Raw genomic sequence first — 25107 nt, forward strand, 5'->3', positions numbered from 1 at the left:
CCTCGCCACCCCTGTCACCTGGGCCCCTGCGCCCCGCAGCCGGAATCATGTCGGCCAAAGGCGGACAGGCGGGCGGCGGGGCTTGCCTCCCCCCTCCCCGCATGGGGGAGGATGGCGGAATCCGCATGAAGGGAAAAACACGGTGAGCATCGACCCGTCCTCGATTCCGAACTTCGGGGGCCAGCCCGAACCGCAGCCCCAAGGACCGGCGGGCCCCGTCGTCCCGGATCAGGATCTTGTGAAGCAGCTCCTCGACCAGATGGAGCTCAAGTACGTCGTCGACGAGGAGGGTGACCTCGCGGCGCCGTGGGAGCAGTTCCGCACGTACTTCATGTTCCGAGGAGAGGCCGAGCAGGCGATCTTCTCGGTGCGGACGTTCTACGACCGCCCCCACAAGATCGACGAGAAGCCGCAGCTGCTGGAGTCCGTCGACGACTGGAACCGCCGCACCCTGTGGCCCAAGGTGTACACCCACACCCACGACGACGGCACCGTCCGTCTGATCGGCGAGGCCCAGATGCTGATCGGCACGGGCGTCGACATCAACCACTTCGTCTCCTCGACGGTCAGCTGGGTGCGGGCCGCGATCGAGTTCGACCGGTGGCTCGTCGAGCAGCTCGGCCTGGAGCAGGAGGTCAACGAGGCGGACAAGCCCGAGGACGAGGAGGAGTAGCCTCCCCCCGCTCTACAGCGGTGCCTGCGCGTACACCACCAGGTACGCGCCGTAGACATAGCTGAGCCCGGCCAGGCTCGCGACCAGCACGGTCGCGTGCCAGGGCCGGGCTCTCGCCGTGCGCGCCAGTGCCTGGGCCAGCGGCAGCAGCAGCGGGAACGCCGGCAGCAGGAACCGCGGCTTGGACTCGAAGAAGCCGGACCCGCCGAGCGCGATCAGCAGCAGCACCCCGCTGTGGACGAGCAGCGGCAGCGGAGCGCGGTCCAGGAGGAGCAGCGCGTACAGCACCGTCGCCGCCACCACCAGGACCAGCGCCATCGGGAACACGAACCGGCTGCCGTGCAGCAGCATCGCGCGCAGGAACTGCAGCGAGCCGTACCCGAAGTCGAACGTCGACCCCCACAGCCGCTGCACCTCGAAGTAGCCGCCGAGCGGATCCCCCTTCCGCCGCCCGACCCACAGCACGTACGCCGTCCAGCCCAGCGGGGCGAGTGCCGCGCCCGTCCACAGCCTGTGGGAAACTTTTCCGCGCCGCCGCCACACCTCGGCCGCGGCCGTGACCAGTACCGCGGTGGCCACCCCGAGCCCGTTCGGCCGGGCCAGCCCCGCGAGCGCCGCGAACGCGCCCGCCCACAGCCAGTTCCCGGCCAGCAGCGCGTACAGCGACCAGGCCGCGAACGCGGCCAGTACCGGCTCGGTGTACGCCATCGACAGCACCACCGCGTGCGGCAGCAGACCCCACAGCAGCACCAGCGCGAGGCCGGTGGCCCGCCCGTGCAGCCGGGAGCCGACCGCGTGGATCCCGGCGGCGGCCACCGCGGCCGCGGTCCACGAGATCAGCAGCCCGGCGGTGCCGCCGCCGACCGGCGCCAGCGCGGTCACCGCCCGCAGCAGCGCCGGATACAGCGGGAAGAACGCGAGGTCGCTGTGCGGGTCCGGATCGGAGGAGGGCAGGTCGTGACCGTAGCCGTGCGCGGCGATGCCCAGGTACCAGACCGAGTCCCAGGACCGGGCGAGCAGGGTCAGCGGGTGCCGGCCGGCGACATGCGCGACGAGGGCGAGCACGGCCACCCCGGTGAGCCGGACACCGAGGAAGAGGCCCACGGCGACCCCGCTCGCTCGCACGAGTGACGGCCCGGTCCGTGCACGCGGCGCCGGCTGGGGCGCGGCTACGGGCGTGGCGAGGGTGGTACTGGCGTGGGTCACACCTGAGCACCCTGCAAGGGCTCGGGCGCGGATGCGAGCAGGTGACGGCCGAGTGCGGGGCGGGTTCACCTGTGTCGAGTACGCCGGGAGCCCCGGAGGGGGGCGGGGCGCGGGGCCCTGTGCACGGGGCCTGGGGTTTCGGCCCGGCATCCGGCATGGGTTCCGGGACCGGTCGCCCGGCGCACATGATGTGGGCATGAAGATTCCCGACCGACGGATCGAACTGTTCACCGGCACCGGAAGCGAGCACCGGTTCGGCGGCCCCGCGATCGGTGACGAGCGGAGCATGCTGGTCGCCGTGCTGGCGGCCCAGCGCGCCACCCTGGAGCTGAAGTGCTCCGGACTGGGGCCGGAGTTGGCCCTGCGGTCCGTGTCCCCGTCCTCGCTGTCCCTGCTCGGCCTCGTCCGGCACCTCGCCGACGTGGAACGCCGCTGGTTCCGGGCCGTGCTCGCCGGGCAGGACGTCGAGCTGCGCTTCTCCTCCGCGGACGTCCCCGAGGGCGACTTCGACGGCGCCGGCCCCGACCCCGGGGTCGTCGCGGAGTCCTGGGCGGCCTGGCGCGCAGAAGTGGCCTTCGCGGAGGCCTTCGCCGCCGGGGCCCCGCACCTCGACATCGAGGGCCACGACTCCTGGCGGGGCACGGTCTCCCTGCGCTGGGTGCTCATCCACATGATCGAGGAGTACGCCCGTCACAACGGACACGCCGACCTGATCCGCGAACGGATCGACGGCGCGGTCGGGGTGTGACTCCGCGCCCGGGCCGTCCTCCCGCTGGAGACGCTCGCACGCCAGGAGGTGCCTACATCCTCCGCAGCCGCTCCGCCGCCTCCCGCAGGACCTCCTCGCGCTTGCAGAAGGCGAACCGTACGAACGGCGCCCCCGCCTCCCGGTCGTCGTAGAACACGGCGTTGGGGATCGCCACCACGCCGGCCCGTTCCGGCAGGGCGCGGCAGAAGGCGAAGCCGTCCTTCTCGCCGAGGGGGCGGATGTCGGTGGTGATGAAGTACGTGCCGGCCGGCCGGAAGACCGCGAAGCCCGCCTCCGCGAGGCCCTGGGCCAGGATGTCCCGGCGGGCCAGCATGGACCGGCGGAACTCCGCGAAGTAGGCGTCGGGCAGGGCGAGCGCCTCGGCGACCGCGTACTGGAAGGGGCCCGACGAGACGTACGTCAGGAACTGCTTGACCGAGCGGACCGCGGTCACCAGCTCCGGCGCGGCCGTCACCCATCCGACCTTCCAGCCGGTGAAGGAGAACGTCTTGCCGGCCGAGCCGATCGTGACCGTGCGCTCGCGCATCCCGGGGAAGGACGCGAGCGGCAGATGCTCGGCGTCCTCGAAGACCAGGTGCTCGTAGACCTCGTCCGTGACCACCAGCAGGTCCCGCTCGACCGCCAGCTCGGCGATCGCGGCCAGCTCCGCGCGCGTGAGGACGGTACCGGTCGGATTGTGCGGGGTGTTGATCAGCAGCAGCCGGGTGCGGCCGGTGACGGCGGCGCGCAGCTCGTCCAGGTCGAGGCGGAAGCTGCCGTCGTGGGGGCGCAGGGTCACCGGCACGCGCGTGCCGCCCGCCATGGCGATGCTCGCCGCGTAGGAGTCGTAGTACGGCTCCAGGGCCACGACCTCGTCACCCGGCTCCACCAGCGCCAGCAGCGCGGCCGCGATCGCCTCCGTGGCGCCCGCCGTGACCAGCACCTCGGTGTCGGCGTCGTACGGCAGCCCGTAGCGGCGCTGCTGGTGCGCGGCGATCGCGGCGCGCAGCTCCGGGATGCCCGGCCCCGGCGGGTACTGGTTGCCGCGGCCGTCGCGCAGCGCCCGTACGGCCGCCTCCCTGACCTCCTCGGGCCCGTCGGTGTCGGGAAAGCCCTGGCCCAGGTTGATCGACCCGGTGGACAGGGCGAGCGCGGACATCTCGGCGAAGATCGTGGTCCCGAACTCGGCGAGCCGGCGATTGAGGTGAGGGCGTGCGCTGGAGGTCATGGCGGCCATCCTGCGCCCAAGCTCTGGAGTTCCTCAACTCTGCTTTGAGCCCCGGGACGGCCGGGCATCTGCCGGTCACCGCGGTCCACGGGGGACCGCTTCGGGGGAACGGAAGGAGGGTGACGCCATGGTCGTCGGCATCATCTTCATCCTGGTCGTGGCCGCGTTCGTGACGGTCACGGCGCTGGCGGGCGCCCGATCCGGGAACCGCCGGCGCAAGGTGTCGCTCGGCAAGGGCGGCCGCGGCCGGTGCCGCTCGTCGTCCTCGTCGTACGACGGCAGCGGCAGCTGGTGGGCCGGCAGCGTCGACTCCGGCTCGTCGGGCGGGCACCACGGCGGCCATCACGGCGGTCACTCCTGCGGTGGCGGTCACTCCTGCGGAGGTCACTCCTCCTGCGGCGGGGGCTCGTCGTGCGGCGGCGGAGGATGCGGGGGAGGCAGCTGACACGGGGCAGCCGAGCTCCTCGGGGGAGCCGTATCCGGGCCGCATGCGAGCGCCCGCCGGGCAGGACGACCGGCGGGCGCTCGCCATTGGTTTTCCGCGCCCGGCGTACGCCATAGTTGAACAGTTGAACCGTGGAGCCCCCTGAGGGATGGAAACCCGGCGAAGTTGGGTAAAAACGCTGTGGGGCTGCCTCCGTTCATGATTCCCTCTAAACCGCCAACGCAGCCCCTCGGACCTCACTGAGACTCCCGCCCCGGCCGAGCCGGCTGGGCTGACATGGCCGATCTCCCCCTCATCGCGTGTTAGCGGAGCCGATCCATGCTCACGACCCTGAACACCTCCTACACCGATACGCGGGCTGCCGACCTGGCCTGGGCCCTGGGACGCGAGCCGCTGCCTGCGCTGGCCACCCTGGATCTGGAACTCACCGGCGCGAAGCTTCAGTTGAGACTCCTCGGCGCCTCCCACCAGGTGCTGCTGGACGAGGAGCGCGGCAGCTGCTCGGAGACGGTCGCATGCATCCCCGGCTCCAGCACCCCGCTGCCGCTCGGCGTCGCCAAGCGCGTCGGCGACTGGGAGTACGAGTTCGCCGCGCGCGTCGAGGTGCTCACCCCCGGCTCGTTCGCGGGCCGCGCCCAGGAGTTGCTCGCCCTCGTCTCCGACCATCCGCACGGCCTCGCCGGTGTCTTCCCGGGCAGTCCGCACGCCTTCACCGCGATGCTGGCCCAGCACCACGAGGGCCAGGTGCACTGGCGCACCTGGCACGCCTACCCGCAGGACGGGCAGTTGGTGGCCACCCGGACCCGGGTCGGGGTGCGCGTGCCGACCGCACAGCTGAACTGAGCGCGCCCGCGCGAAGATAAACCCGCCCTACGTCAACTGCCCCCAGATCCACACGTGTGGGTGACGAAGCGTACCGCGCGTGTGACGTAACGTCGCAGAGTGATCGAACCGCACGCCCCCGCACCCCCGGGCTGTCCGCCGCCCTGGACAGCCCCCGCCCGGCTGCCCGTCCGGCCCGGCACCGGGCGGTTCCTGGTCCTCGTGTGCGTCTTCGTCTGCGCGGCCTGCGGACTCGTGTACGAACTCGAACTCGTCGCATTCGCCTCGTACTTGATGGGGGACTCCGTCACCCAGGCCTCCGTCGTGCTGTCCGTGATGGTGTTCGCGATGGGCATCGGCTCCCTCGGAGCCAAGCGGCTGCGCTGGCACGCGGCGGCCGGGTTCGGCGCGATCGAGACCGTCCTCGCGCTGGTCGGCGGGTGCAGCGCGATGGCGCTGTACGCCGTCTTCGCCTGGACCGGCGGCTGGGGCGGGGTGTGGGGCGAGGGCCCGCGCTGCCTGCTGGTCGCCTTCTCCCTCGCCATCGGCCTGCTCATCGGCGCCGAGGTGCCGCTGCTGATGGAGCTGATCCAGCGCATCCGTCACCAGGACGCGGGCGGCGCGGTGGCCGACCTGTTCGCGGCGGACTACGTCGGCGCGCTGGTCGGCGGCCTGGCCTTTCCCTTCCTCCTCCTGCCGGTCCTGGGCCAGTTGACGGGTGCGCTGCTCACCGGCACGGTCAACGTCGTGGCCGGCGGCGCCCTGGTCCTCGGGCTCTTCCGCCGCGACCTCACCCGCCGGGCCCGCTGGACCCTGCTCCTCGTCGGCCTCGTCGTCCTCGGCGTCCTCGCCTCCGCCGCGGCCCTCGCCGACGAATTCGAGCGCGCCGCCCGGCGGGCCGTCTACGGCACGGACGTCCGGGTCGCCGAACAGACCGACGTCCAGGAGGTCGTCCTCGCCGGCGGCACCGACGGCAAGCCCCTCGACCTCTTCCTGGACGGCCGGCTCCGCGTCGGCGGCCGCGACGAACGCCGCTACCACGAGGCCCTCGTCCGCCCGGCCATGTCCGGCGGCCCCCACGCGCGCGTGCTGATCCTCGGCGGCGGCGACGGCCTGGCCGCCCGCGAGGTGCTGCGCCACGGCGGAGTGCGCCGCGTCGACGTCGTCGAACTCGACCCCGGCCTGGTCCGGCTGGCCCGCCGTGACCCCGGCCTCGCCACCGCCAACGGCCACGCCTACGACGACCCCCGCGCCCACGTCACCTATGCCGACGCCCTCGGCTGGCTGCGCGGCGCACCCCCCTCCGCGTACGACGTGGTGATCGCCGACCTCCCCGACCCCGGCATCACCGCCAGCACCAAGCTGTACGCCCAGGAGTTCTACGGCCTCGCCCGCCGCGTCCTCGCCCCCGGCGGCCGGTTCGTCGTCCACGCCGGGTCGGTCACCACCCGCCCCCGCGCCTTCTGGACGGTCGCCGCGACCCTGCGTGCCGCCGGCTTCGCCTGCTCCCCCTACCGGGTCCTCGGCCACGACACCGGCTTCCCGGCCGGCCCCGACCGCTCGGCGGGCACGCCCGGAACCCCGCACGACTGGGGATTCCTGCTGGCGAGCCCGGGGGCCGTTCCGCCACCGCTGCGCCTGCCCACCGGGCCGCCGCACACCCTGACGCAGGCGGAACTGACCGCGGACGCGCGGGCGGCGGAACGGACCCGGATCGACGGGCTGCCACCGTCGACGCTGGTGCATCCCCGGTACTGACGAGCCGGTCAGGTGGGAGTGAATTCCGGTCACAGCTGGGTAGGCTCACCGGACATGGAGCACCAGGTCTTCGTCCCGGTCCCGCTCGAGTCGCTCAGAGCCGCCCTCGCCGACCCCGCGCGCATCGCCCGCGCGGTCCCCGGCCTGCAACAGGACGCCGGGGCCGAACCCGTCACCGGGCGCCTGAAGCTCCGCGTCCAGGGACACTCCGTCACCTACCGGGGCACGGCCCGGGTGGCCGCCCGCGACGACGGCACGTACGCCGTCGAGGCCGACGCCACCGAGGCCCGCGGCACCGGCGCCGTGAAACTCGCCCTCACCCTGCGCCTCGCGGACACCGAGGGCGGTACGACGGTCACGGTCGAGGGCACGGCGGACGCGGACGGCCGGATCGCCGAGCTCCCCGCGGACGCGGCGCACGCGGCGGCCACCCGCCTGCTGAACCGTTTCGTGGAGAACCTGGCGACGGCGGAGCCTGCGACGGGTTCGCAGGAGGGGGAGGAGCAGGCACCGGGGCCGGAGGAGCAGGCACCGGAGCCGGAGGCCGAGCACACCTCCGTCTTCGACGCCGAGATCCCGCCGCCGCCCCTGGACCCGGCGGCCGACCGCCTCGCCGAGGACTTCGCCGACACCGGCGAGCCCCCCGCCGAGGCCGCGCACGCGCGCCGGACGATGATCGGACGCAGCGCGGAGGAGGTCGACCACGCGCCGCCGCGGGGCCGTTATGCACCGGTTCCGGCCCCGCAGACGGTCACGGCGACATCGGCACTGCGCTGGGCGGCGCCGGCGGCGGCACTGGTCGTGGCGTCGGCGATCGTCGTGAGCAGGGCACTGCGCAAACGCCGCTGAGCGAAAGCGCCCCGTGAGGGCGCACGGCGCTCAGCCCCTACCGCGAGTCGCCCCCCAGTAGCCTCTTCCCGTGAGTAACGAAGACATCACGCTGACCGCAGGCACTGCAGTAGTCCACGTCAGCCCCGCCCACGGCGGCCGTATCAGCAGCCTCGCGGTCGACGGCCTGGAACTGCTGAGGCAAGGGGACCGCTACGGCTGCTTCCCGATGGTGCCGTGGTGCGGCCGCATCCGCGACGGCCGCTTCCTGGACGGCGGCACCGTCCGTCAGATGCCGCTCAACTCCCCGCCCCACGCCATCCACGGCACCACCCGCGACGGCGCCTGGCGCACCGCGCGCGTCTCGGAGAACGAGGCGGTGATCACGTACGACCTGGTCGAACCCTGGCCGCACCCCGGCCGCGTCACCCACGTCGTCGCGCTCGCCGAGGACGCCCTGACGCTGACGATGTCGGTGGAGGCGCGGGACGACTCCTTCCCGGCGCAGATCGGCTGGCACCCCTGGTTCAACCGAACCCTCGCGGGCGAGGACGGTGCCGTGGGCGAGGACGTCACGGTCGGCTTCGAGCCCGCCTGGCAGGAGGAGCGCGGGGACGACCATCTGCCCACCGGGAACAGGACCGACCCGAAGCCGGGCCCCTGGGACGACTGCTTCGGCATGCCCGGCGGTGTCGACGTCACCCTCACCTGGCCCGGGCAGCTGGAGCTGAGGGTGACCAGCCGCGAGGAGTGGGTGGTCGTCTACGACGAGCAGGCCGAGGCCGTGTGCGTGGAGCCGCAGACCGGCCCGCCCAACGGCCTGAACACCCTTCCGCGCCTGGTCACCCCGCTGGAGCCGCTGGAGGCGAGCACCACCTGGAGCTGGCGGCGCCTTTAAGCTGGTCGGCATGACGGATGTACGTGGCGCGCTGCTGCAGCAGATCAAGGACAAGGCCGTGGTGCACGGCAAGGTGACCCTCTCCTCGGGTCTGGAGGCCGACTACTACGTCGACCTGCGCCGCATCACCCTCGACGGCGAGGCCGCCCCGCTGGTCGGCCAGGTGCTCCTGGATCTGACCGCGGACCTGGAGTTCGACGCGGTGGGCGGCCTGACCATGGGCGCCGACCCGGTCGCCGCGGCCATGCTGCACGCCGCCGCCGCGCGCGGGAGGAAGCTGGACGCGTTCGTCGTACGGAAGGCGGCGAAGGCGCACGGCCTGCAGCGGCGCGTGGAGGGCCCGGAGATCGCGGGCCGGCGGGTGCTGGTCGTCGAGGACACCTCCACCACCGGCGGCTCCCCGCTCACCGCCGTCGAGGCCGTGCGCGAGGCCGGCGCCGAGGTCGTCGCCGTCGCGACCATCGTGGACCGGGCCACCGGTGCCGCCGAGAAGATCGAGGCCGGCGCGGGTGTTCCGTACCGTTTCGCCTTCTCGAAGGATGAACTGGGTCTGGACTGACACGCCCCGGTGACCTGGACTTGGCGGGGCGCCGACCAGCACCCCGTGTCTGGAAAGATGGGGCCGACGATGACGTCACCCCCCAGGTCTAGGTCAGGGCCGTAACGCAGCAATCCAACCCGCAACACAAGGAGCGGACAGATGCCCATCGCAACCCCCGAGGTCTACAACGAGATGCTCGACCGGGCGAAGGCAGGCAAGTTCGCCTACCCGGCCATCAACGTCACCTCGAGCCAGACCCTGAACGCGGCGCTGCGCGGTTTCGCGGAGGCGGAGAGCGACGGCATCGTCCAGATCTCGACCGGCGGTGCCGAGTTCCTCGGCGGCCAGTACAGCAAGGACATGGTCACCGGCGCGGTCGCCCTCGCCGAGTACGCGCACATCCTCGCCGAGAAGTACCCGGTCAACATCGCGCTGCACACCGACCACTGCCCGAAGGACAAGCTCGACGGGTACGTACGTCCGCTGATCGCGATCTCCGAGGAGCGCGTGAAGGCCGGCCGGAACCCGCTGTTCCAGTCCCACATGTGGGACGGCTCCGCCGAGACCCTCGCCGACAACCTCGCCATCGCCCAGGAGCTGCTGGAGCGCACCCGCGCCGCCCACATCATCCTCGAGGTGGAGATCACCCCGACCGGTGGCGAGGAGGACGGCGTCTCGCACGAGATCAACGACTCCCTCTACACCACCGTCGAGGACGCGATCCGTACGGCGGAGGCCCTGGGCCTCGGCGAGAAGGGCCGCTACCTGCTGGCCGCCTCCTTCGGCAACGTGCACGGCGTGTACAAGCCGGGCAACGTCGTGCTCCGCCCCGAGCTGCTGAAGGAGCTCAACGAGGGCGTCGCCGCCAAGTTCGGCAAGACCTCCCCCTTCGACTTCGTCTTCCACGGCGGCTCCGGCTCCTCCGAGCAGGAGATCCTCACCGCGCTGGACAACGGCGTGGTGAAGATGAACATCGACACGGACACCCAGTACGCCTTCACCCGTCCGGTCGCCGCCCACATGTTCCAGAACTACGACGGCGTCCTGAAGGTCGACGGCGAGGTCGGCAACAAGAAGGCCTACGACCCGCGCACCTGGGGCAAGCTGGCCGAGGCGAGCATGGCCGCCCGGGTCGTCGAGGCCACGCAGAACCTGCGCTCGGCGGGCAACAAGATCAAGTAAGCGGTACGTCCGCTGCGCGGTGGGCCCGGTGGCTGTCCAAGCCGCCGGGCCCGCTGTATACCTGGGTGGGTGCCCGACGTCCGGCTGGCCTCGCCCCAGGGCAAGTGGATCCTGCTCACCACGGTCCTCGGCTCCAGCATGGCCCTGCTGGACTCGACCGTCGTCAACGTGGCGCTCCCGCGCATCGGCGAGGACCTGGGCGCGAGCCTGGCCGCCCTGCAATGGACGGTCAACGCGTACATGGTCACGCTGGCCGGGCTGATCCTGCTGGGCGGCTCGCTGGGCGACCACTACGGCCGGCGGAAGATCTTCGTGCTGGGGGTCGTGTGGTTCGCCGCCGCGTCCCTGCTGTGCGGCCTGTCGCCGAACCCGCCGGTGCTGATCGCCGCCCGGGCTCTGCAGGGCATCGGCGGCGCGCTCCTGACCCCCGGGTCCCTGGCGATCATTCAGGCGTCCTTCCATCACGACGACCGCAGCCGGGCCGTCGGCCTGTGGTCCGGCTTCGGCGGGATCGGCGCGGCGGTCGGCCCGTTCCTGGGCGGCTGGCTGGTGGCCGGCCCCGGTTGGCGCTGGGTGTTCCTGCTGAACGTCCCGCTGGCGCTGCTGTGCGTGCCGGTGGCGCTCAGGCACGTCCCGGAGTCGAGGGACGGCGGAAAACACGGCCGCTTCGACGTTCTGGGCGCGGCCCTCGGCGCCCTGTCCCTGGCCCTGGTGACGTACGCGCTGATCGAGGCGAGGGCGGGCGGTGTGGCAGTGGCCCTGACCGGGGCGGCGGGTGTGCTCGCGGCGGTCGCCTTCGTCCACGTCGAACGGCACCGCCCGGACCCGATGCTCCCGCCGGACATCTTCGCCTCGCGCCAGTTCACGGCCGTCAACCTGGTCACCCTGTGCGTGTACGCGGCGTTCGGCGGCTTCTTCTTCCTCACCGCGCTCCAGCTCCAGGTGGTGGTGGGCTACTCGCCCCTGGAGGCCGGTACGGCCCTGCTGCCGACCACCGCCCTGATGCTCCTCTTCTCCGCCCGCTCCGGCGCCCTGGCCGACCGCACGGGCCCGCGCCTGCCGTTGACCGTCGGCCCGCTGCTCTGCGCGGTGGCGCTGCTGCTGATGCTGCGGGTGGGCAAGGGCGCGGTCTATCTCACCGACGTCCTGCCGGCGCTGCTCGTGATGGGCGCGGGCATGGTCACCCTGGTCGCCCCTCTGACGGCCACGGTCCTCGCCTCCGTGGACACCGCGCGGGCCGGCCTGGCCAGCGGCATCAACAACGCGGCGGCGAGGGCGGCGGGCCTGATCGCGGTGGCCGCGCTGCCGCTGCTGGCGGGGATGGGGCCGGAGGCGTACCGGGTGCCGTCGGCCTTCGACGCGGCGTACAAGCGGGCGATGCCGATGTGCGCGGGGGTGCTGGTGGTCGGCTCGCTGCTGGCCTTCGCCCTGGTCCGCCGCCCGGCTCCGGAGTGCCGGCACCCCGAGTGCCGCGTACACGGCTGCGTGACGGCTCCGCCGCTGGAGGGGGAGCGGCGTACCTAGCCGGTGGGCTCGCGGTGCGGGGCGGCACGGGGCACATGCCGGCAGCACGGGAATCCGTGAGGTGAGCCAGACTGGACCCCATGACGATTCACGAGAACCTGCTCGGCGGTCCGCCCCCCACCCACCTCCCCGACGACCCCGAGCCCCGCGAACAGCTCGCGGCCGGCACCGCCCCCGCGGACGTCGCCGCCAAGTACCCGACCTCCTCTCTCGCCTGGGCCCAGCTGGCCGACGAGGCCTTCGAGCGCGGCTCGGTCGTGGAGTCGTACGCCTACGCCCGTACGGGCTACCACCGCGGCCTCGACGCCCTGCGCCGCAGCGGCTGGAAGGGGCACGGACCGGTCCCCTGGGAGCACGAGCCGAACCGGGGCTTCCTGCGCGCGCTGCACGCCCTCGCCCGCGCCGCCCACGCCATCGGCGAGCAGGAGGAGTACGAGCGCTGCACGCAGTTCCTGAAGGACTCCTCGCCCACGGCGGCCCAGACCCTCGGCTAGCCCGGCCGGAGCGACGGCAGTCACCGGTGTGGCCCGTCTGGCAGCGGACGGGCCTTGCCGGATCCGGGTCCATTGCGGAGGATGCCGGGTGGGGACCGGGGCCCCCGTGCCGGCATCGGCAGGGGCGGACCGCTACCCGGAGCTACAACAGGAGACAGCGATGTCCCAACCGGCTCAGCAGTCCTTGGAGACTCAGGAGCCCGAGACTCCGCATCTCGACTTCGCGGGCACGACGCCGTACGAGGACTACGTCAGGGCGGACGTGCTCACCCACCTCCAGCACACCCTCTCCGACGATCCCGGAGAGATGGTCTTCCTGGTCACGACCCAGGTCATGGAGCTGTGGTTCACCGTCGTCGTCCATGAGTGGGAGACCGCGGCGGCGGCCCTGCGCGGCGACGACGTACCGACCGCGATCGCCGCGCTGAAGCGTTCCGTACGGGAACTGGAGGCCCTCAACGCCTCCTGGAGGCCCCTCGGCCAGCTCACCCCGGCGCAGTTCAACTCGTACCGCTCCGCCCTCGGCGAGGGCTCCGGCTTCCAGTCGGCGATGTACCGGCGCATGGAGTTCCTGCTCGGCGAGAAGTCCGCGTCCATGCTCGTACCGCACCGCGGCGCCCCCCGCGCGCACGCGGAGCTGGAGAAGGCGCTGCACGAGCCGAGCCTGTACGACGAGGTGCTGCGGCTGCTGGCCCGGCGCGGGCATCCGATCCCCGCGTCCGTCCTGCACCGTGACGTGTCCCAGCGCCACGAGCCCTCCGAGCAGGTCGAGCGGGCCTGGGCGGCGGTCTACTCCGGCGACCAGGACGCCGAACTCGCCCGCCTGGGCGAGGCGTTGACCGACGTGGCCGAACTGGTCTGGCGCTGGCGCAACGACCACCTGGTGGCCACCCGCCGCGCGATGGGCGCCAAGCCCGGCACGGGCGGCTCGGCCGGCGTGGCCTGGCTGGAGAAGCGCGCCCGCAAGAACGTGTTCCCGGAGTTGTGGACGGCGAGGTCCCATGTCTGAACTTGCCCTGCAGGCGGAGAAGCTGGACGCGGCCGACGAACTCGCCCCGCTGCGTTCCCGTTTCGTCCTCGATGACGTGGTCTACCTGGACGGCAACTCGCTCGGCGCGCTCCCGGCGGGCGTCCCGGACCGGGTGGCCGACGTGGTGCGCCGCCAGTGGGGCGAACTGCGCATCCGCTCCTGGGAGGAGAGCGGCTGGTGGACCGCGCCGGAGCGGATCGGCGACCGGATCGCCCCGCTGGTCGGCGCGGCGGCCGGGCAGATCGTCGTCGGTGACTCCACAAGTGTCAACGTGTTCAAGGCACTTGTGGCCGCCGTACGGATGGCGGGCGAGGACCGTACCGAGATCCTGGTGGACGCCACCACGTTCCCCACGGACGGTTACATCGCCGAGTCGGCGGCCCGCCTGACCGGCCGCACCCTGCGCGCCGTGACGCCGTCGGAGGTGCCGGGGGAGTTGAGCGGCCGTACGGCCGCGGTCCTCCTCAACCACGTCGACTACCGCACGGGCCGCCTGCACGACCTGCCGGGGCTGACCGCCGCGATCCACGCCGCCGGCGCCCTCGCGGTCTGGGACCTGTGCCACAGCGCGGGCGCGCTGGAGGTGGGCCTGGACGAGCACGGGGTCGATCTCGCGGTCGGCTGCACCTACAAGTATCTGAACGGCGGCCCGGGTTCCCCGGCGTACCTGTACGTCCGCGAGGAGCTCCAGCCCCGCTTCGACTCCCCGCTGCCCGGCTGGAACTCGCACACCGACCCCTTCGGCATGAGCCCGTCGTACACCCCGGCGCCGGGCGCCCGGCGCGGCCGCGTGGGGACCCCGGACGTCCTGTCCATGCTCGCCCTGGAAGCGGCCCTGGACGTCTGGGACGACGTGTCCGTCTCCGCCGTCCGCGCCAAGTCCCTCGCGCTGACGGACTTCTTCCTGCGGTGCGTGCGGGCGTACACCGAGCCGGGGCGCGTGGAGTCCGTGACCCCGGAACGCCACGGGGAACGCGGCAGCCAGGTCGCGCTGCGCTGTGACGACGCGGGTGAGGTGATGAAACGCCTGATCGCCCGGGGCGTCGTGGGCGACTTCCGCCATCCCGACGTCCTTCGCTTCGGCTTCACCCCGCTGTACGTCACCTTCGGTGAGACCGAGCGGGCGGCGCAGATCCTGGGCGAGGAGCTGGCGTAGGGGAGGCGTGAGCGAGGCATGGCGGGGGGCCGAGGGCCGGTCCGGGAGGGGCATCTCTCTCGGGCCCGGCCTTGGCCTTTCCCCGCAGAACCGTTTATTCCTCACCCTGCGTGACATCCCCATGTCCCCGCACGTCACCGGCCTGATACCGTCCCGCCAACGGTGAACGGGAATCCCCCACCTGGTCCGCCACCCCTTGGTCCGCCAGACGCCAAACACGTTCCATCGCTGAGAGGTTGGAGCATGCCGGACGACGCCGCAGCAGCCCGCGCCGCCGCCGAAGAGGAGTCGGCCTTCTCGCACCCCCCGGTCGACCCCGACGTCACGTCCGCCTACGGCAGCCACCCCGACCAGGTGATCGACTTCTACGCCCCCCGGAAGGCCCAGGAATCCCCGGCCCCTCTGGTGGTGGTCCTGCACGGCGGTGCCTGGCGCGCCCGCTACGACCGCCGCCACATCACCCCCTTCGCGGACTACCTGGCCCGCCGGGGCTTCGCCGTGGCCAACGTCGAGTACCGCCGGGGCGGCGACCCGCTCACCGAGGGGGCCGGCGACACCACCCCTCCGGCAGGCCGCTGGCCCGACACCTTCGACGACATCGCGGCCGCGCTGGACGCGCTGCCCGCTCTGGTCCGGGAGGCGCTCCCGCAGGCCGACTCCCGCCGCATGGTGCTGACGGGGCACTCGGCCGGCGGCCACCTCGCCCTGTGGGCCGCGGCACGCCACGTCCTGCCCGCGGACGCCCCGTGGCGCACCGACCGGCCCGCCCCGCTCCGCGGCGTCGTCGCCCTCGCGCCGATCGCGGACTTCGAAGTGGCGGAGAAGCTGGACGTCTGCGGCAACGCGAGCCTGCAACTCCTCGGCGGCCACGACACCTTCGCCGAGCGCCGCCCCAGCGCCGACCCCGTTCTGCTCCTCCCGACGGGCATCGCGACGACGCTGGTCCAGGGGCGTACGGACCTGGTGGTGCCGCAGGCGGTGGCCGAGTCCTACGCGGCCGCGGCGGCGAAGGCCGGCGAGGTGGTGGGTCTGACGCTGCTGGAGGACGTCGGCCACTTCCCGCTCATCGACCCGGCGGCGGACGCGTGCGCCGTGGTGGCGGAGGAGCTCGCCCAACTGGCCTGGTGACGGGGGGCGTTCGATGCACGGGGCCGACTCGCGGAGCCTGCCCCCGAGGGCCGGCCCCGGTGATACCCGTAATACCTGAGAGCTACCCCGCAGAACGGCTCCCTGGCGGGACGCCGACGACACGCCCCGATCCATAACTTCCTTCTCGGACGCGCCCGATGGCCGGGCAATCCGAAAGGAAGCCCGCCCATGGGGCACACCGAGCACACCGAGCACACCGAGCACACCACACACCCGAACCCGCCGACGGACACGGCGCCTTGTCCCACGGACGGGCTTCCGCCCGCGGCCCCGCAGCCGCCGACGGTGATTCCGCCCCACGAGGGCCACCCGCAGCCGAAACCGTCACGGGTGGTGCGGGTGGGAACGCGAACCCCGCCGAAAGCACCCCGCACCCGTACCCGAAAGTGGCGCCGCACCCTCCTCGCCACCCTCCTCACCGCAGCGCTGGCCGCCCCCCTCTCCGGCGCCGCCCGCGCCCAGATCCCGGCCCCGGCCCCCGCCACTCTCCCCAAGCTCACGGCGACCACCCTCCAGTCGGCCTACGCCGCCAACCGGGCCGACGCCACCCGTGCCGCCGACATGGCCGCCGCGCACGGCGACACCGACCGCGCCGCCGCCGACCGCGCCCTGGCCGCCCCGTCCCGCCGGCTCCTCACCTTCGACGGCCGAGGCGCCGGCCAGGCCACGGAGGTGCTCGGCGACCTCGCCCACGCCGACCACATCGCCGTCCTGGTCCCCGGCTCGGACACCTCCCTGGACACCTACGCCCGCTTCCACAAGGCGGCTGTGGCCCTGTACACGGACCTCACCCACCGCGCGCCGCGAGGCACCCGCACCGCGGTCGTCGCCTGGCTCGGCTACGAGACACCGGCCACCGTCAGCACGACGGTGACCACGACCACCCGAGCCGAGGAAGCCGCCCCCCGTCTGCGCGCCTTCGTACGCGACCTGCGCACCGCGACCACACCGCAGGCGCACCTCTCCCTGCTCTGCCACTCCTACGGGACCGTCGTCTGCGGCCGGGCCGCCCATGGCCTGGCCGCAGACGACATCGTCCTCATCGGCAGCCCCGGCACCGGCGCGGGCTCCGTCGCGGCCCTGCACACCCGCGCAAGAGTGTGGGCGGCCCGCGGCAGCGAGGACTGGGTCGCCGACGTGCCGCACATCAGCGCCACCTTCTTGGGCACCACCGTCGGCCTCGGCGCCAACCCGGTCTCCCGCGCCTTCGGCGCCCGGGTCTTCGACGCGGGCGCCGCCGACCACAGCGGCTACTTCACCCCGGGCTCGGCCTCCCTCGCCGACCTCGCCCGGATCACCCTCGGCGAGACCCCGGAGGTGCCCCATGCCTGACCCGACCGCACCCCACACCCCCCGCACGGCCCCGCAGCCGCCGACGGCGTTGCCGCCCCTCGAGGGCCACCCGCACCCGACGACGAAACCGTCACGGGCGATGCCGGTGGGGACTTCTGTCCCGCCGAAGAAGCCCCACACCGTCACCCCCCTCCACGCCCTACGCCGATCCGCCCGCCACCTCGACAGCCTCACCCCCGCCTCCCGGGACCGAGCCGTGGACGCACTGCGGGCGATCGCGATCCTCGGGGTCGTGATGGGCCACTGGCTGGTGACGGCACTCGTGGACAGGGACGGCGGACTGCACACCACCAGCCCCCTGCAGCACATGCCCTGGCTGGCCCCGATCTCCTGGCTGTTCCAGACCCTGGCCGTGTTCTTCCTGGTAGGCGGCCATGTGGCAACCCGAAGCCTCGCCACCGCCCGCGACAGGGGCGAGACCTACGGCTCCTGGCTGCGCGCCCGCCTGACCCGCCTCCTGCGCCCGGTGGCCGCTCTGCTGTGCCTGTGGGCGGTGGCCGCCGCGGTCCTCCTCCTCACCGGCGCCCCCCTCCCCACCCTCGAGGCCCTGCTCAAGCTGGCCCTGTCACCGTTGTGGTTCCTGCTGGTCCTCGCCGGTCTGACGGCCGCCACCCCGCTCGTCACCCGCCTCAACCCGCTCTGGCCCCTGGCCGTCGTCCTGCACGTGGACCTGCTCCGCTTCGGTCTGCACACCGGCCCGTCCTGGCTCGGCTGGCTGAACCTCCCCGCCGGCTGGCTGGTCCCGTACACCCTGGGCGCGGCCTGGACCCGGGGCGAGCTGGACACCCGCCGCGCGGCCCGCGTCCTGTTCCTCGGCGGTACGGCGGCCACGGCCGTCCTCGTCATCTGCGCGGGCTACCCGGCGTCCATGGTCGGCGTCCCCGGCGCACGGATCTCCAACCTCGACCCCCCGACCCTGGCGGCCGTCACCTTCGGCCTGGCCCAGTGCGGGCTCGCCCTGCTCCTGCGCGACCGGCTGCGCCGCGCGATGGCCCGCCCGCTGCTCTGGGCGGCGGTGGCCCTGGTCAACCTCTCCGCGATGACGATCTACCTCTGGCACCAGACGGCCATGATGGCCACGACGGCCACGGGCCTCCTGGCCGGCCGGCTGCCCGGCCTGCACACCTCACCCGACTCGCTGGGATGGGTGCCGTACCGCCTCGCCTGGCTTCCGGTCTTCGCCCTGATGCTCGCCCTGTGCCGGGCGGCCTTCCGGCACCACGAACAGGGCCCCCGCCGCCCCCGAAACCGCAGGTCCCATGTGGTCCACCGCCACCTGCCCCGAGCAAGGCCCCAGCGGAATGCCTAATGTTGACACCGTGCAGCCCGCGGACGACCACGACCTCGACCAGCCGTCCGCCCTCGCGGGTCCCACCCCGGACCCCGGGCCCGGCCTCCACAGCCGCATCGGTACCTGGCTGGGCGAGTCGGCCTCCGCCCACTCACCCCCTCTCTCGAAGTACCGCTGGCTCCGCCTCCTCACCTACCTCCTCGTCGGCTGGCTGGCCCTCGGCATCGCCCTGGGCGGCGCCGAGGAACTGTCCCGTAGCTACGGCTTCACCACAGCCGTAGCAGTCCTCAGCACCTTCCTCCAGGCCGTCGCGATCGTCGTGGCCCTGTGGCACCCCGTCCCCGCCTGGGCCGTGTCGCTGGCAGCCGCCACCGGTACGGCGCTGCTCGCCCGCCCGCACCTGGCATCGCTCCCGCACTCTGGCACCGACTGGCCCTGGTCCACGCCTCTTCTGCTGGCTCACATGGCCGTGCTCCTGTTCGTGGCCCTGCGCGTTCCCATCCGGGGCACGGTCGCCGCGCTCGGCGTGACCGCCGTGCTCACGTTCGGGGTCCAGAGCAAGAGCGGAGTGGGCGCGCAGCACTACTCCCCCACAGGTGCCGTAGCCGTCGGCCTGTTCGCCGTCGCCGCCGTCATCGGAACCGCCCTGCGCAGCCGGAGCGAGGCCCGTACCGAACTGATCCAGCAGACGACGATCACCGCGGAGGAACGGGCCCGCCGCACGCTCCTGGAGGAACGCAGCCGTATCGCCCGGGAGCTGCACGACGTGGTCGCCCACCACATGTCGGTGATCTCCATCCAGGCGCAGGTGGCCCCCCATCTGGTGGAGAACCCTTCCGAGGAACTGAAGGAGAACCTGGCCGGCATCCGCAACAACGCTCTGGAGGCGCTGACCGAGCTGCGCCGTGTGCTCGGCGTCCTGCGCTCCGAGAGCCCGGACGACCCGGACGCCCCGGAGGCGGCCGAGGACGTCTCCCGCCGGCCCGCGCCCGGCACCGGCCCGGCCCCCGACGCCCCGCAGCCGAACCTCGCCCGGCTGGACTCCCTGCTCGAGAACACCAGGGCGGCCGGCCTGGAGGTCGTGAAGGCGGAGGAGGGCGCCCCGCGCGGCTACTCGCCGGGGGTGGAGCTGTCCGCGTACCGGATCGTCCAGGAGGCGCTGAGCAACGTGCTGCGGCACGCGCCGGGCGCGAAGGCCCGTGTGGAGATCGGCCACTTTCCCAACGGCATATACCTCAGCGTCGTCAACTCCCGTCCCAGCCGTCCGGTCCCGCCCTCCCCGGGCAGTGGCCACGGACTGCTGGGCATGCGGGAGCGCGCGGCGATGCTGGGCGGGCGCGTCGAGGCGAAACCGACCCGGCACGGCGGCTTTCTGGTGACGGCGTTCCTTCCCCGCGAGGGCACCCCCGACCCCACCGGATCCGCACCCACCGGACCCGAACCCACCTCCTCGTACTGACCTCAGCCCCGAGCCCCCGACAGGAGAACAGGCCCCATGACGAGCGGCACCGGTCCCATCCGCGTACTCATCGCCGACGACCAGCAGATGGTCCGGCAGGGTTTCGGCGTGCTGCTCGGCGCCCAGCCCGGCATCGAGGTGATCGGGCAGGCGGTGGACGGTCTGGACGCGATCGCGCAGACCGCCGAACTGGCCCCGGACGTCGTGCTGATGGACATCCGGATGCCCGAACTCGGCGGCATCGAGGCGACCCGCCGGATCACCGCCGAGCATCCCGCCATCAAGGTGCTGGTGCTGACCACCTTCGACCTGGACGAGTACGTGTACGAGGCACTGCGGGCCGGGGCCTCCGGCTTTCTGCTGAAGGACGCCTCCGCGGACCAGCTGGCCGAGGCGGTCCGGGTCGTGGCCGCGGGCGACGCGCTCCTCGCGCCCGGCATCACCCGCCGTCTGATCGCCGAGTTCTCCCGGCTGGACGGCAGCCGCCGGGCCCCGCTCAAGCAGCGCGTCGGCGACCTGACCGAGCGGGAGACGGAGGTGCTGGCGCTGATCGCGCAGGGCCTGTCGAACGCGGAGATCGCCGAGCGGCTGGTCGTGGCCGAGCAGACCGTGAAGACGCACGTGGGCCGGATCCTGGTGAAGCTGGGCCTGCGCGACCGCACCCAGGCGGCGGTCTTCGCCTACGAGTCCGGCGTGGTCCGCCCCGGCGGCCGCTGAACCGAACCCCTGCGGGGCGACCCGTAGTACCTGAGAGGGACCCCCGAGAACCCCCCTCCAAGGTGACGACCGCGCCCCGCCGCCCGCCTACCGTTGCGTACGTGACCCAGACGACGCACACGCAGACGACACCGCCGGGCCCGGCCGGCCGGCCGCGCAGTCCGGAGTTCCGGCTGGCCGCGGACGCCCTGCGCGGGCTGCGGCAGGACCTGTTCGATGACGCCTTCGCCTACCGGCCGCTGCCCCGCCGGAGCGCCGACGGTCCGCTCGCCCGCCGTCTGTCCGGCGCGGGCTGGCTGCCGCACACGGTGGTGGCAGCCCTGGGTGTGATGGCGATGTCCCTCGCCCTGGCGAGCTCCTTCGACTCCGGCCTGGCCACCCTGCTGTGCGGGCTGCTGGCGCTGGGACCGGTCCTGCTGACGCTGGCGCGCCCGGTGGGGGCCTTCTGGTTCTCGCTGGCCGCGAGCACGGTCGCCGCCGTGATCGGCCGGGGCGACGGCAGCGACTGGCCCTGGTTGCCGGGCAGTTTCCTGTCCCACCTGGTGGTGCTCACGGTCGTCGCGCTGCGCACCCGGCCGCGCACCGCGGCCTCGATGTGGGTGATGACCGCGGTCTACGGCTTCGTCACCGGAGGCCTCTTCGGCTGGCACCGTTACGACACCAATGTGACCCCGATGCTCTTCCTGTCTGCCCTGATCCTGCTGGCCGTGACGGTCCGGCACATCCGCCGCCAGGCCCAGCAGGAGGTGACCGCCCAGCAGACGGTCACCCAGCACGAACGCTCCCGCCGCACCCTCCTGGAGGAGCGCACGACGATCGCCCGCGAGCTGCACGACGTGGTCGCCCACCACATGTCGGTGGTCGCCATCCAGGCGGAGGCCGCTCCCTACCGGGTGGAGAACCCCCCGGAGGAGCTGGAGAAGGCGTTCGCCACCATCCGGGAGAACGCGGTCGCGGCCCTGACCGAGCTGCGCCGGGTCCTCGGGGTCGTACGCGCGGAGGACTACGAGGCGCCCGACGCCCCCCAGCCGACCCTGGCCGACCTCGACGGGCTGCTGGCCAATGTGCGGGAGGCCGGTCTGACGGTGGACAAGGCGGTGACCGGCGCGGTGCGCGAACTGCCGCAGGGCGTGGAGCTGTCGGCGTACCGCATAGTGCAGGAGGCCCTCAGCAACACCCTGCGGCACGCACCGGGAGCGGGCGCCCGCGTGGAGATCGGTTACGTCCTCGGCGGCCTGGGCCTGCGCATAGTCAACACCCCGCCGCCCGCGCCGCACCTCGTGAAGCCCTCTCCGGGCGCGGGGCACGGCATCACGGGCATGCGGGAGCGCGTGTCGATGCTGAACGGCGAGATGACGGCGGCCCCGACGGAGGACGGGGGCTACGAGGTGACGGTGTTCCTGCCGGTGCCGGCGGCGACCGCGAGTGAAGGGGACGCATGACCATCCGCGTACTGATCGCGGACGACCAGATGATGGTCCGCGAGGGCTTCTCCGTCCTGCTGAACGCGATGCCGGACATCGAGGTCGTCGGCGAGGCCGTCAACGGAAGGGAGGCGGTGGACCGGGTCCGTGAACTCGCCCCGGACGTCGTCCTGATGGACATCCGCATGCCGGAGCTGAACGGCATCGAGGCCACCCGGGAGATCGTGGCGGCGGACGCGGCGGCGAAGGTGCTGGTCCTGACGACCTTCGACCTGGACGAGTACGTGTACCAGGCGCTGCGCGCGGGAGCCTCCGGTTTCCTGCTGAAGGACGCCTCGGCCCGTCAGCTGGCGGACGGTGTGAGGGTGGTGGCCGCAGGCGAGGCCCTCCTGGCTCCCTCGGTCACCAAACGCCTGCTCACGGAGTTCTCCCGTCTCTCGGACCCCCCGCGCCTGATCCCGTCGGCCCATGCGGCCTACGGCGAACTCACCGAGCGTGAGACAGAGGTCCTGGTCCTGATCGCCCAGGGCCTGTCCAACGCGGAGATCGCCGAGCGCCTGGTGGTGGCGGAGTCGACGATCAAGACCCATGTGAGCCGCATCCTGGTCAAACTGGGCCTCAGAGACCGCACCCAGGCAGCGGTGTTCGCGTACGAGGCAAGGCTGGTGACACCGGGCTGACGGTGTCCGGGCGGGCAGGACGGAAACGGAACGGGAAGGCCATGGACCTGGTACTCGACCCGCCGCGCGGAGTCGCGCCGCTCCGGCTGGGGATGACACTGGACGAGGCGCTCGCGGCGGCGCCCGACTGGGGTGAGCCCAGAGTCCTCCGGCGCCGGGATTCGGCGCGGGCGTCCTGGTCCCTGGACGGCGTGGGTGTGCAGGCCCTCCTGGAGAGCAGCCCCACGGTCACGGCGATCGAGCTGTGGTGGCCCGGCGAGGGCCGGACCTCCGGCACCCGGGTCCTGCTCGACGGGCACGACGTCTTCGGCACACCGGCCCAGGACCTCTTCCGCCGCGCCGCCGACCGTGGCTGGAGGGTCGACGAGTCCCGCCCCGGGCACCCCGTGATCCCCGGCGTGTCCCTGGGCTTCACCCGCGAGACCTCCCAGGAGGTTCCCCGGGACGCCGAGGGCCTGCCCCTGTGCGTCACGTCCGTTCTCGTCGGCGGGAAGGACTACTACGACTTCCTCCTCGAAGGCAGCGGTTGAGCAGGTCAGGGGGGACCCTGGTCAGATGTCGGCCCGGCGCGTTAGCGTCCCCGCATGGCTGGCACCACCGACCTGACCTTCGACCCCTGGGACCCGGCGTTTCTCGCCGACCCGTACCCGGCCTATGCCGAGCTGCGGGCGCGGGGCCGGGTGATCCGGTACGAGCCGACGGACCAGTGGCTGGTCCCGCACCACGCGGACGTCGCGGCGCTGCTGCGGGACCGCCGGCTGGGGCGGACGTATCAGCACCGGTTCTCGCACGAGGAGTTCGGCCGGACCGCGCCCTCGCCGGAGCACGAGCCGTTCCACACCCTCAACGACCACGGGATGCTCGACCTGGAGCCGCCGGACCACACCCGGATCCGGCGTCTGGTGTCGAAGGCGTTCACACCGCGCACCGTCGAGCGCCTGAAGCCGTATGTGCACGGCCTGGCGAACGACCTGGTGGCGGCGCTGGTCCACAACGGCGGCGGTGACCTGCTGACCGACGTCGCCGAGCCGCTGCCGGTGGCCGTGATCGCCGAGATGCTCGGCATCCCCGAGGCGGACCGCGCCCAGCTCCGTCCCTGGTCGGCGGCCATCTGCGGGATGTACGAGCTGAACCCGTCGGAAGAGACGGCCGCGCAGGCGGTGCGGGCCTCGGTGGAGTTCTCGGAGTATCTGCGGATGCTGATCGCGACCCGCCGCAAGGAGCCGGGCGAGGATCTCGTCTCCGGCCTGATCGCGGCCCATGACGAGGACGACGACCGGCTGACCGAGCAGGAGATGATCTCCACGGCGGTCCTGCTGCTCAACGCCGGTCACGAGGCCACGGTCAACGCCACGGTGAACGGCTGGTGGGCGCTGTTCCGCAACCCCGGCCAGCTGGCCGCCCTGCGCGCCGACCACTCCCTGGTCCCGTCCGCGATCGAGGAGCTGATGCGCTACGACACCCCGCTCCAGCTCTTCGAACGCTGGGTGCTGGACGACATCGAGATCGACGGCACGACCGTCCCGAGGGGCTCGGAGATCGCCATGCTCTTCGGCTCCGCCAACCACGACCCGGCCGTCTTCACCGACCCCGGCCGCCTGGACCTGACCCGCACCGACAACCCGCACATCTCCTTCAGCGCCGGCATCCACTACTGCATCGGCGCCCCACTGGCCCGCATCGAACTGGCCGCCTCGATGACGGCCCTCCTGCAGCAGGCCCCCACGCTGACTCTGGCGGCGGAGCCGCGGCGCAAGCCGAACTTCGTGATCCGGGGGCTGGAAGGGCTGAGCGTCGAGATCAGGTGATCACCCGTTCGGCTGATCGCAGAGGCGACCTGGCCCGTGCTCGCCGACGGCTCGCCACACTGGCCCTGACCCGAGAGGGGGTGCACCATGACGGTTATGGCAGAGCGCACGTCGCAGACGGCCCAGATGTCCGTGGAGGAGTTCGAGAGGATCGCCGAATTCGCGGCCAAGGAGACCGACGACGCCGTCAGGTTCGAGTTCATCAACGGACGGATCGGGGTCAAGAAGGTGCCCGACGGCGATCACAACACCATCGTGCTGTGGCTGATGCGGCAGTGCATGCAGGCTCGGCCCGACCTGGATCTGTACCAGGGGCAGGGGCTGAGGGTGGAGCAGTACCGCGAGGGCCGGGTCCGTCCGGACGCCGTCCTCGTGCCCGAGGAGCATTTCGCCGGCCACGGGGAGTGGGCCGATCCCAGCGGTGCGCTCCTCGTCCTTGAGGTCACCTCCTACGATTCGGACACCGACCGGCGTGACCGTCAGGAGAAGCCCGTCGCCTATGGTGCGGCGGGTATCCCGTTCTATCTCCTGGTCGACCGGGACGACTGCACGGTCACTCTGTTCAGCGATCCGGACAGGGGTGTCGGCTATCGCACCACCCACAAGGAGGCCTTCGGCGCCAAGCTGCTGGTCCCTCAGCCCCTCGGTATCGAGCTCGATACCGAGAAGCTGAAGCAGTACGTCGACTGACGT

At 72.6% G+C, this 25107-nt stretch carries 25 protein-coding genes; 23 read left to right on the forward strand and 2 right to left on the reverse strand.

Features of this window, described 5'->3' with window-relative positions; all coding sequences use genetic code 11:
- Positions 1-142: 142 nt before the first annotated feature.
- Complete coding sequence (locus tag ABT288_RS03850) at positions 143-673, forward strand: type III secretion system chaperone family protein (RefSeq protein ID WP_351602448.1); 531 nt, start codon at positions 143-145, stop codon at positions 671-673.
- A 12-nt stretch (positions 674-685) separates the two neighbouring features.
- Here ABT288_RS03850 and ABT288_RS03855 read toward each other — a convergent pair whose 3' ends face one another.
- The gene (locus ABT288_RS03855) at positions 686-1879 is read right to left on the reverse strand and encodes a putative hexosyltransferase (protein WP_502972719.1); all 1194 of its coding nucleotides are present in this window, start codon (positions 1877-1879) and stop codon (positions 686-688) included.
- Between the two features lie 196 nt (positions 1880-2075).
- On the opposite strand from ABT288_RS03855, the gene ABT288_RS03860 reads away from it, so the two are divergent.
- Positions 2076-2627: a mycothiol transferase gene (locus ABT288_RS03860; RefSeq protein WP_351602450.1), complete on the forward strand. Its 552-nt coding sequence runs from the start codon at positions 2076-2078 to the stop codon at positions 2625-2627.
- Positions 2628-2679: 52 nt separating this feature from the next.
- On the opposite strand, the gene ABT288_RS03865 is transcribed toward ABT288_RS03860, so the two are convergent.
- Positions 2680-3864, reverse strand: coding sequence for a pyridoxal phosphate-dependent aminotransferase (locus ABT288_RS03865; protein WP_351602452.1), 1185 nt, complete (start codon positions 3862-3864; stop codon positions 2680-2682).
- Positions 3865-3982: 118 nt separating this feature from the next.
- Here ABT288_RS03865 and ABT288_RS03870 point away from each other — a divergent pair, with 118 nt between their 5' ends.
- The 21 genes from ABT288_RS03870 (at position 3983) to ABT288_RS03970 (ending at position 25104) form a co-directional block, all read left to right on the forward strand.
- A complete protein-coding gene (locus tag ABT288_RS03870; RefSeq protein ID WP_351602454.1) occupies positions 3983-4300 on the forward strand; it encodes a hypothetical protein in 318 nt (105 codons plus the stop codon).
- A 318-nt stretch (positions 4301-4618) separates the two neighbouring features.
- Positions 4619-5143: a DUF2617 family protein gene (locus tag ABT288_RS03875; RefSeq protein ID WP_351602456.1), complete on the forward strand. Its 525-nt coding sequence runs from the start codon at positions 4619-4621 to the stop codon at positions 5141-5143.
- Positions 5144-5242: 99 nt separating this feature from the next.
- Positions 5243-6880 (forward strand): polyamine aminopropyltransferase, encoded by a 1638-nt coding sequence (locus ABT288_RS03880; RefSeq protein WP_351602458.1) that lies wholly within the window; start codon positions 5243-5245, stop codon positions 6878-6880.
- A gap of 54 nt (positions 6881-6934) precedes the next feature.
- Positions 6935-7729, forward strand: a complete 795-nt coding sequence (locus ABT288_RS03885) for an SRPBCC family protein (protein WP_351602460.1) — start codon at positions 6935-6937, stop codon at positions 7727-7729.
- A gap of 70 nt (positions 7730-7799) precedes the next feature.
- The gene (locus ABT288_RS03890; RefSeq protein WP_351602462.1) at positions 7800-8606 is read left to right on the forward strand and encodes an aldose epimerase family protein; all 807 of its coding nucleotides are present in this window, start codon (positions 7800-7802) and stop codon (positions 8604-8606) included.
- A gap of 10 nt (positions 8607-8616) precedes the next feature.
- The gene (gene pyrE / locus ABT288_RS03895; protein ID WP_351602464.1) at positions 8617-9165 is read left to right on the forward strand and encodes an orotate phosphoribosyltransferase; all 549 of its coding nucleotides are present in this window, start codon (positions 8617-8619) and stop codon (positions 9163-9165) included.
- A 141-nt stretch (positions 9166-9306) separates the two neighbouring features.
- Positions 9307-10329 (forward strand): class II fructose-bisphosphate aldolase, encoded by a 1023-nt coding sequence (fbaA, locus tag ABT288_RS03900; RefSeq protein WP_351602466.1) that lies wholly within the window; start codon positions 9307-9309, stop codon positions 10327-10329.
- Between the two features lie 69 nt (positions 10330-10398).
- Positions 10399-11853 carry an MFS transporter gene (locus ABT288_RS03905; protein ID WP_351602468.1) on the forward strand — a complete coding sequence of 485 codons (1455 nt, stop codon included), beginning with the start codon at positions 10399-10401 and terminating at the stop codon, positions 11851-11853.
- An 80-nt stretch (positions 11854-11933) separates the two neighbouring features.
- The gene (locus ABT288_RS03910) at positions 11934-12347 is read left to right on the forward strand and encodes a DUF3151 domain-containing protein (protein WP_351602469.1); all 414 of its coding nucleotides are present in this window, start codon (positions 11934-11936) and stop codon (positions 12345-12347) included.
- Positions 12348-12507: 160 nt separating this feature from the next.
- Positions 12508-13356, forward strand: coding sequence for a tryptophan 2,3-dioxygenase family protein (locus tag ABT288_RS03915; RefSeq protein ID WP_351602470.1), 849 nt, complete (start codon positions 12508-12510; stop codon positions 13354-13356).
- Positions 13349-14533, forward strand: a complete 1185-nt coding sequence (kynU, locus tag ABT288_RS03920; protein ID WP_351602471.1) for a kynureninase — start codon at positions 13349-13351, stop codon at positions 14531-14533. Before ABT288_RS03915 ends, kynU begins: the two co-directional genes overlap by 8 nt.
- A 243-nt stretch (positions 14534-14776) precedes the next feature.
- Entirely contained in the window at positions 14777-15661 is an 885-nt protein-coding gene (locus tag ABT288_RS03925) for an alpha/beta hydrolase (protein WP_351602473.1), read from the forward strand.
- A 189-nt stretch (positions 15662-15850) separates the two neighbouring features.
- Positions 15851-17014, forward strand: a complete 1164-nt coding sequence (locus ABT288_RS03930) for an alpha/beta hydrolase (RefSeq protein WP_351602474.1) — start codon at positions 15851-15853, stop codon at positions 17012-17014.
- Between the two features lie 100 nt (positions 17015-17114).
- Complete coding sequence (locus tag ABT288_RS03935) at positions 17115-18344, forward strand: acyltransferase family protein (RefSeq protein ID WP_351602609.1); 1230 nt, start codon at positions 17115-17117, stop codon at positions 18342-18344.
- 10 nt (positions 18345-18354) lie between these two features.
- The gene (locus ABT288_RS03940) at positions 18355-19785 is read left to right on the forward strand and encodes a sensor histidine kinase (protein WP_502972720.1); all 1431 of its coding nucleotides are present in this window, start codon (positions 18355-18357) and stop codon (positions 19783-19785) included.
- A gap of 36 nt (positions 19786-19821) precedes the next feature.
- A complete protein-coding gene (locus tag ABT288_RS03945; protein ID WP_351602475.1) occupies positions 19822-20502 on the forward strand; it encodes a response regulator in 681 nt (226 codons plus the stop codon).
- Between the two features lie 101 nt (positions 20503-20603).
- Complete coding sequence (locus ABT288_RS03950) at positions 20604-21944, forward strand: sensor histidine kinase (protein WP_351602477.1); 1341 nt, start codon at positions 20604-20606, stop codon at positions 21942-21944.
- Complete coding sequence (locus ABT288_RS03955) at positions 21941-22606, forward strand: response regulator (protein ID WP_351602479.1); 666 nt, start codon at positions 21941-21943, stop codon at positions 22604-22606. Before ABT288_RS03950 ends, ABT288_RS03955 begins: the two co-directional genes overlap by 4 nt.
- Before the next feature lie 41 nt (positions 22607-22647).
- On the forward strand, positions 22648-23136 hold the full coding sequence (locus ABT288_RS03960; protein WP_351602481.1) for a hypothetical protein: 489 nt from the start codon (positions 22648-22650) through the stop codon (positions 23134-23136).
- Between the two features lie 54 nt (positions 23137-23190).
- Positions 23191-24414, forward strand: a complete 1224-nt coding sequence (locus ABT288_RS03965) for a cytochrome P450 (RefSeq protein ID WP_351602482.1) — start codon at positions 23191-23193, stop codon at positions 24412-24414.
- An 87-nt stretch (positions 24415-24501) separates the two neighbouring features.
- On the forward strand, positions 24502-25104 hold the full coding sequence (locus ABT288_RS03970) for a Uma2 family endonuclease (protein WP_351602484.1): 603 nt from the start codon (positions 24502-24504) through the stop codon (positions 25102-25104).
- Positions 25105-25107: the final 3 nt, after the last annotated feature.

This window comes from Streptomyces sp. NPDC001093, assembly GCF_040298985.1.
Classification (GTDB): Bacteria; Actinomycetota; Actinomycetes; order Streptomycetales; family Streptomycetaceae; genus Streptomyces.

Excerpts from the sequence above, each read along its gene's own strand:
- ABT288_RS03870 (WP_351602454.1), top strand. The coding sequence starts at position 3,983 with ATGGTCGTCGGCATCATCTTCATCCTGGTCGTGGCCGCGTTCGTGACG.
- ABT288_RS03860 (WP_351602450.1), top strand. The coding sequence starts at position 2,076 with ATGAAGATTCCCGACCGACGGATCGAACTGTTCACCGGCACCGGAAGC.
- fbaA (WP_351602466.1), top strand. The coding sequence starts at position 9,307 with ATGCCCATCGCAACCCCCGAGGTCTACAACGAGATGCTCGACCGGGCG.
- ABT288_RS03960 (WP_351602481.1), top strand. The coding sequence starts at position 22,648 with ATGGACCTGGTACTCGACCCGCCGCGCGGAGTCGCGCCGCTCCGGCTG.
- ABT288_RS03925 (WP_351602473.1), top strand. The coding sequence starts at position 14,777 with ATGCCGGACGACGCCGCAGCAGCCCGCGCCGCCGCCGAAGAGGAGTCG.
- ABT288_RS03875 (WP_351602456.1), top strand. The coding sequence starts at position 4,619 with ATGCTCACGACCCTGAACACCTCCTACACCGATACGCGGGCTGCCGAC.
- ABT288_RS03955 (WP_351602479.1), top strand. The coding sequence starts at position 21,941 with ATGACCATCCGCGTACTGATCGCGGACGACCAGATGATGGTCCGCGAG.
- ABT288_RS03910 (WP_351602469.1), top strand. The coding sequence starts at position 11,934 with ATGACGATTCACGAGAACCTGCTCGGCGGTCCGCCCCCCACCCACCTC.
- ABT288_RS03945 (WP_351602475.1), top strand. The coding sequence starts at position 19,822 with ATGACGAGCGGCACCGGTCCCATCCGCGTACTCATCGCCGACGACCAG.
- pyrE (WP_351602464.1), top strand. The coding sequence starts at position 8,617 with ATGACGGATGTACGTGGCGCGCTGCTGCAGCAGATCAAGGACAAGGCC.
- ABT288_RS03885 (WP_351602460.1), top strand. The coding sequence starts at position 6,935 with ATGGAGCACCAGGTCTTCGTCCCGGTCCCGCTCGAGTCGCTCAGAGCC.
- ABT288_RS03965 (WP_351602482.1), top strand. The coding sequence starts at position 23,191 with ATGGCTGGCACCACCGACCTGACCTTCGACCCCTGGGACCCGGCGTTT.
- kynU (WP_351602471.1), top strand. The coding sequence starts at position 13,349 with ATGTCTGAACTTGCCCTGCAGGCGGAGAAGCTGGACGCGGCCGACGAA.
- ABT288_RS03935 (WP_351602609.1), top strand. The coding sequence starts at position 17,115 with ATGCCGGTGGGGACTTCTGTCCCGCCGAAGAAGCCCCACACCGTCACC.
- ABT288_RS03915 (WP_351602470.1), top strand. The coding sequence starts at position 12,508 with ATGTCCCAACCGGCTCAGCAGTCCTTGGAGACTCAGGAGCCCGAGACT.
- ABT288_RS03865 (WP_351602452.1), bottom strand. The coding sequence starts at position 3,864 with ATGGCCGCCATGACCTCCAGCGCACGCCCTCACCTCAATCGCCGGCTC.
- ABT288_RS03930 (WP_351602474.1), top strand. The coding sequence starts at position 15,851 with ATGGGGCACACCGAGCACACCGAGCACACCGAGCACACCACACACCCG.
- ABT288_RS03970 (WP_351602484.1), top strand. The coding sequence starts at position 24,502 with ATGACGGTTATGGCAGAGCGCACGTCGCAGACGGCCCAGATGTCCGTG.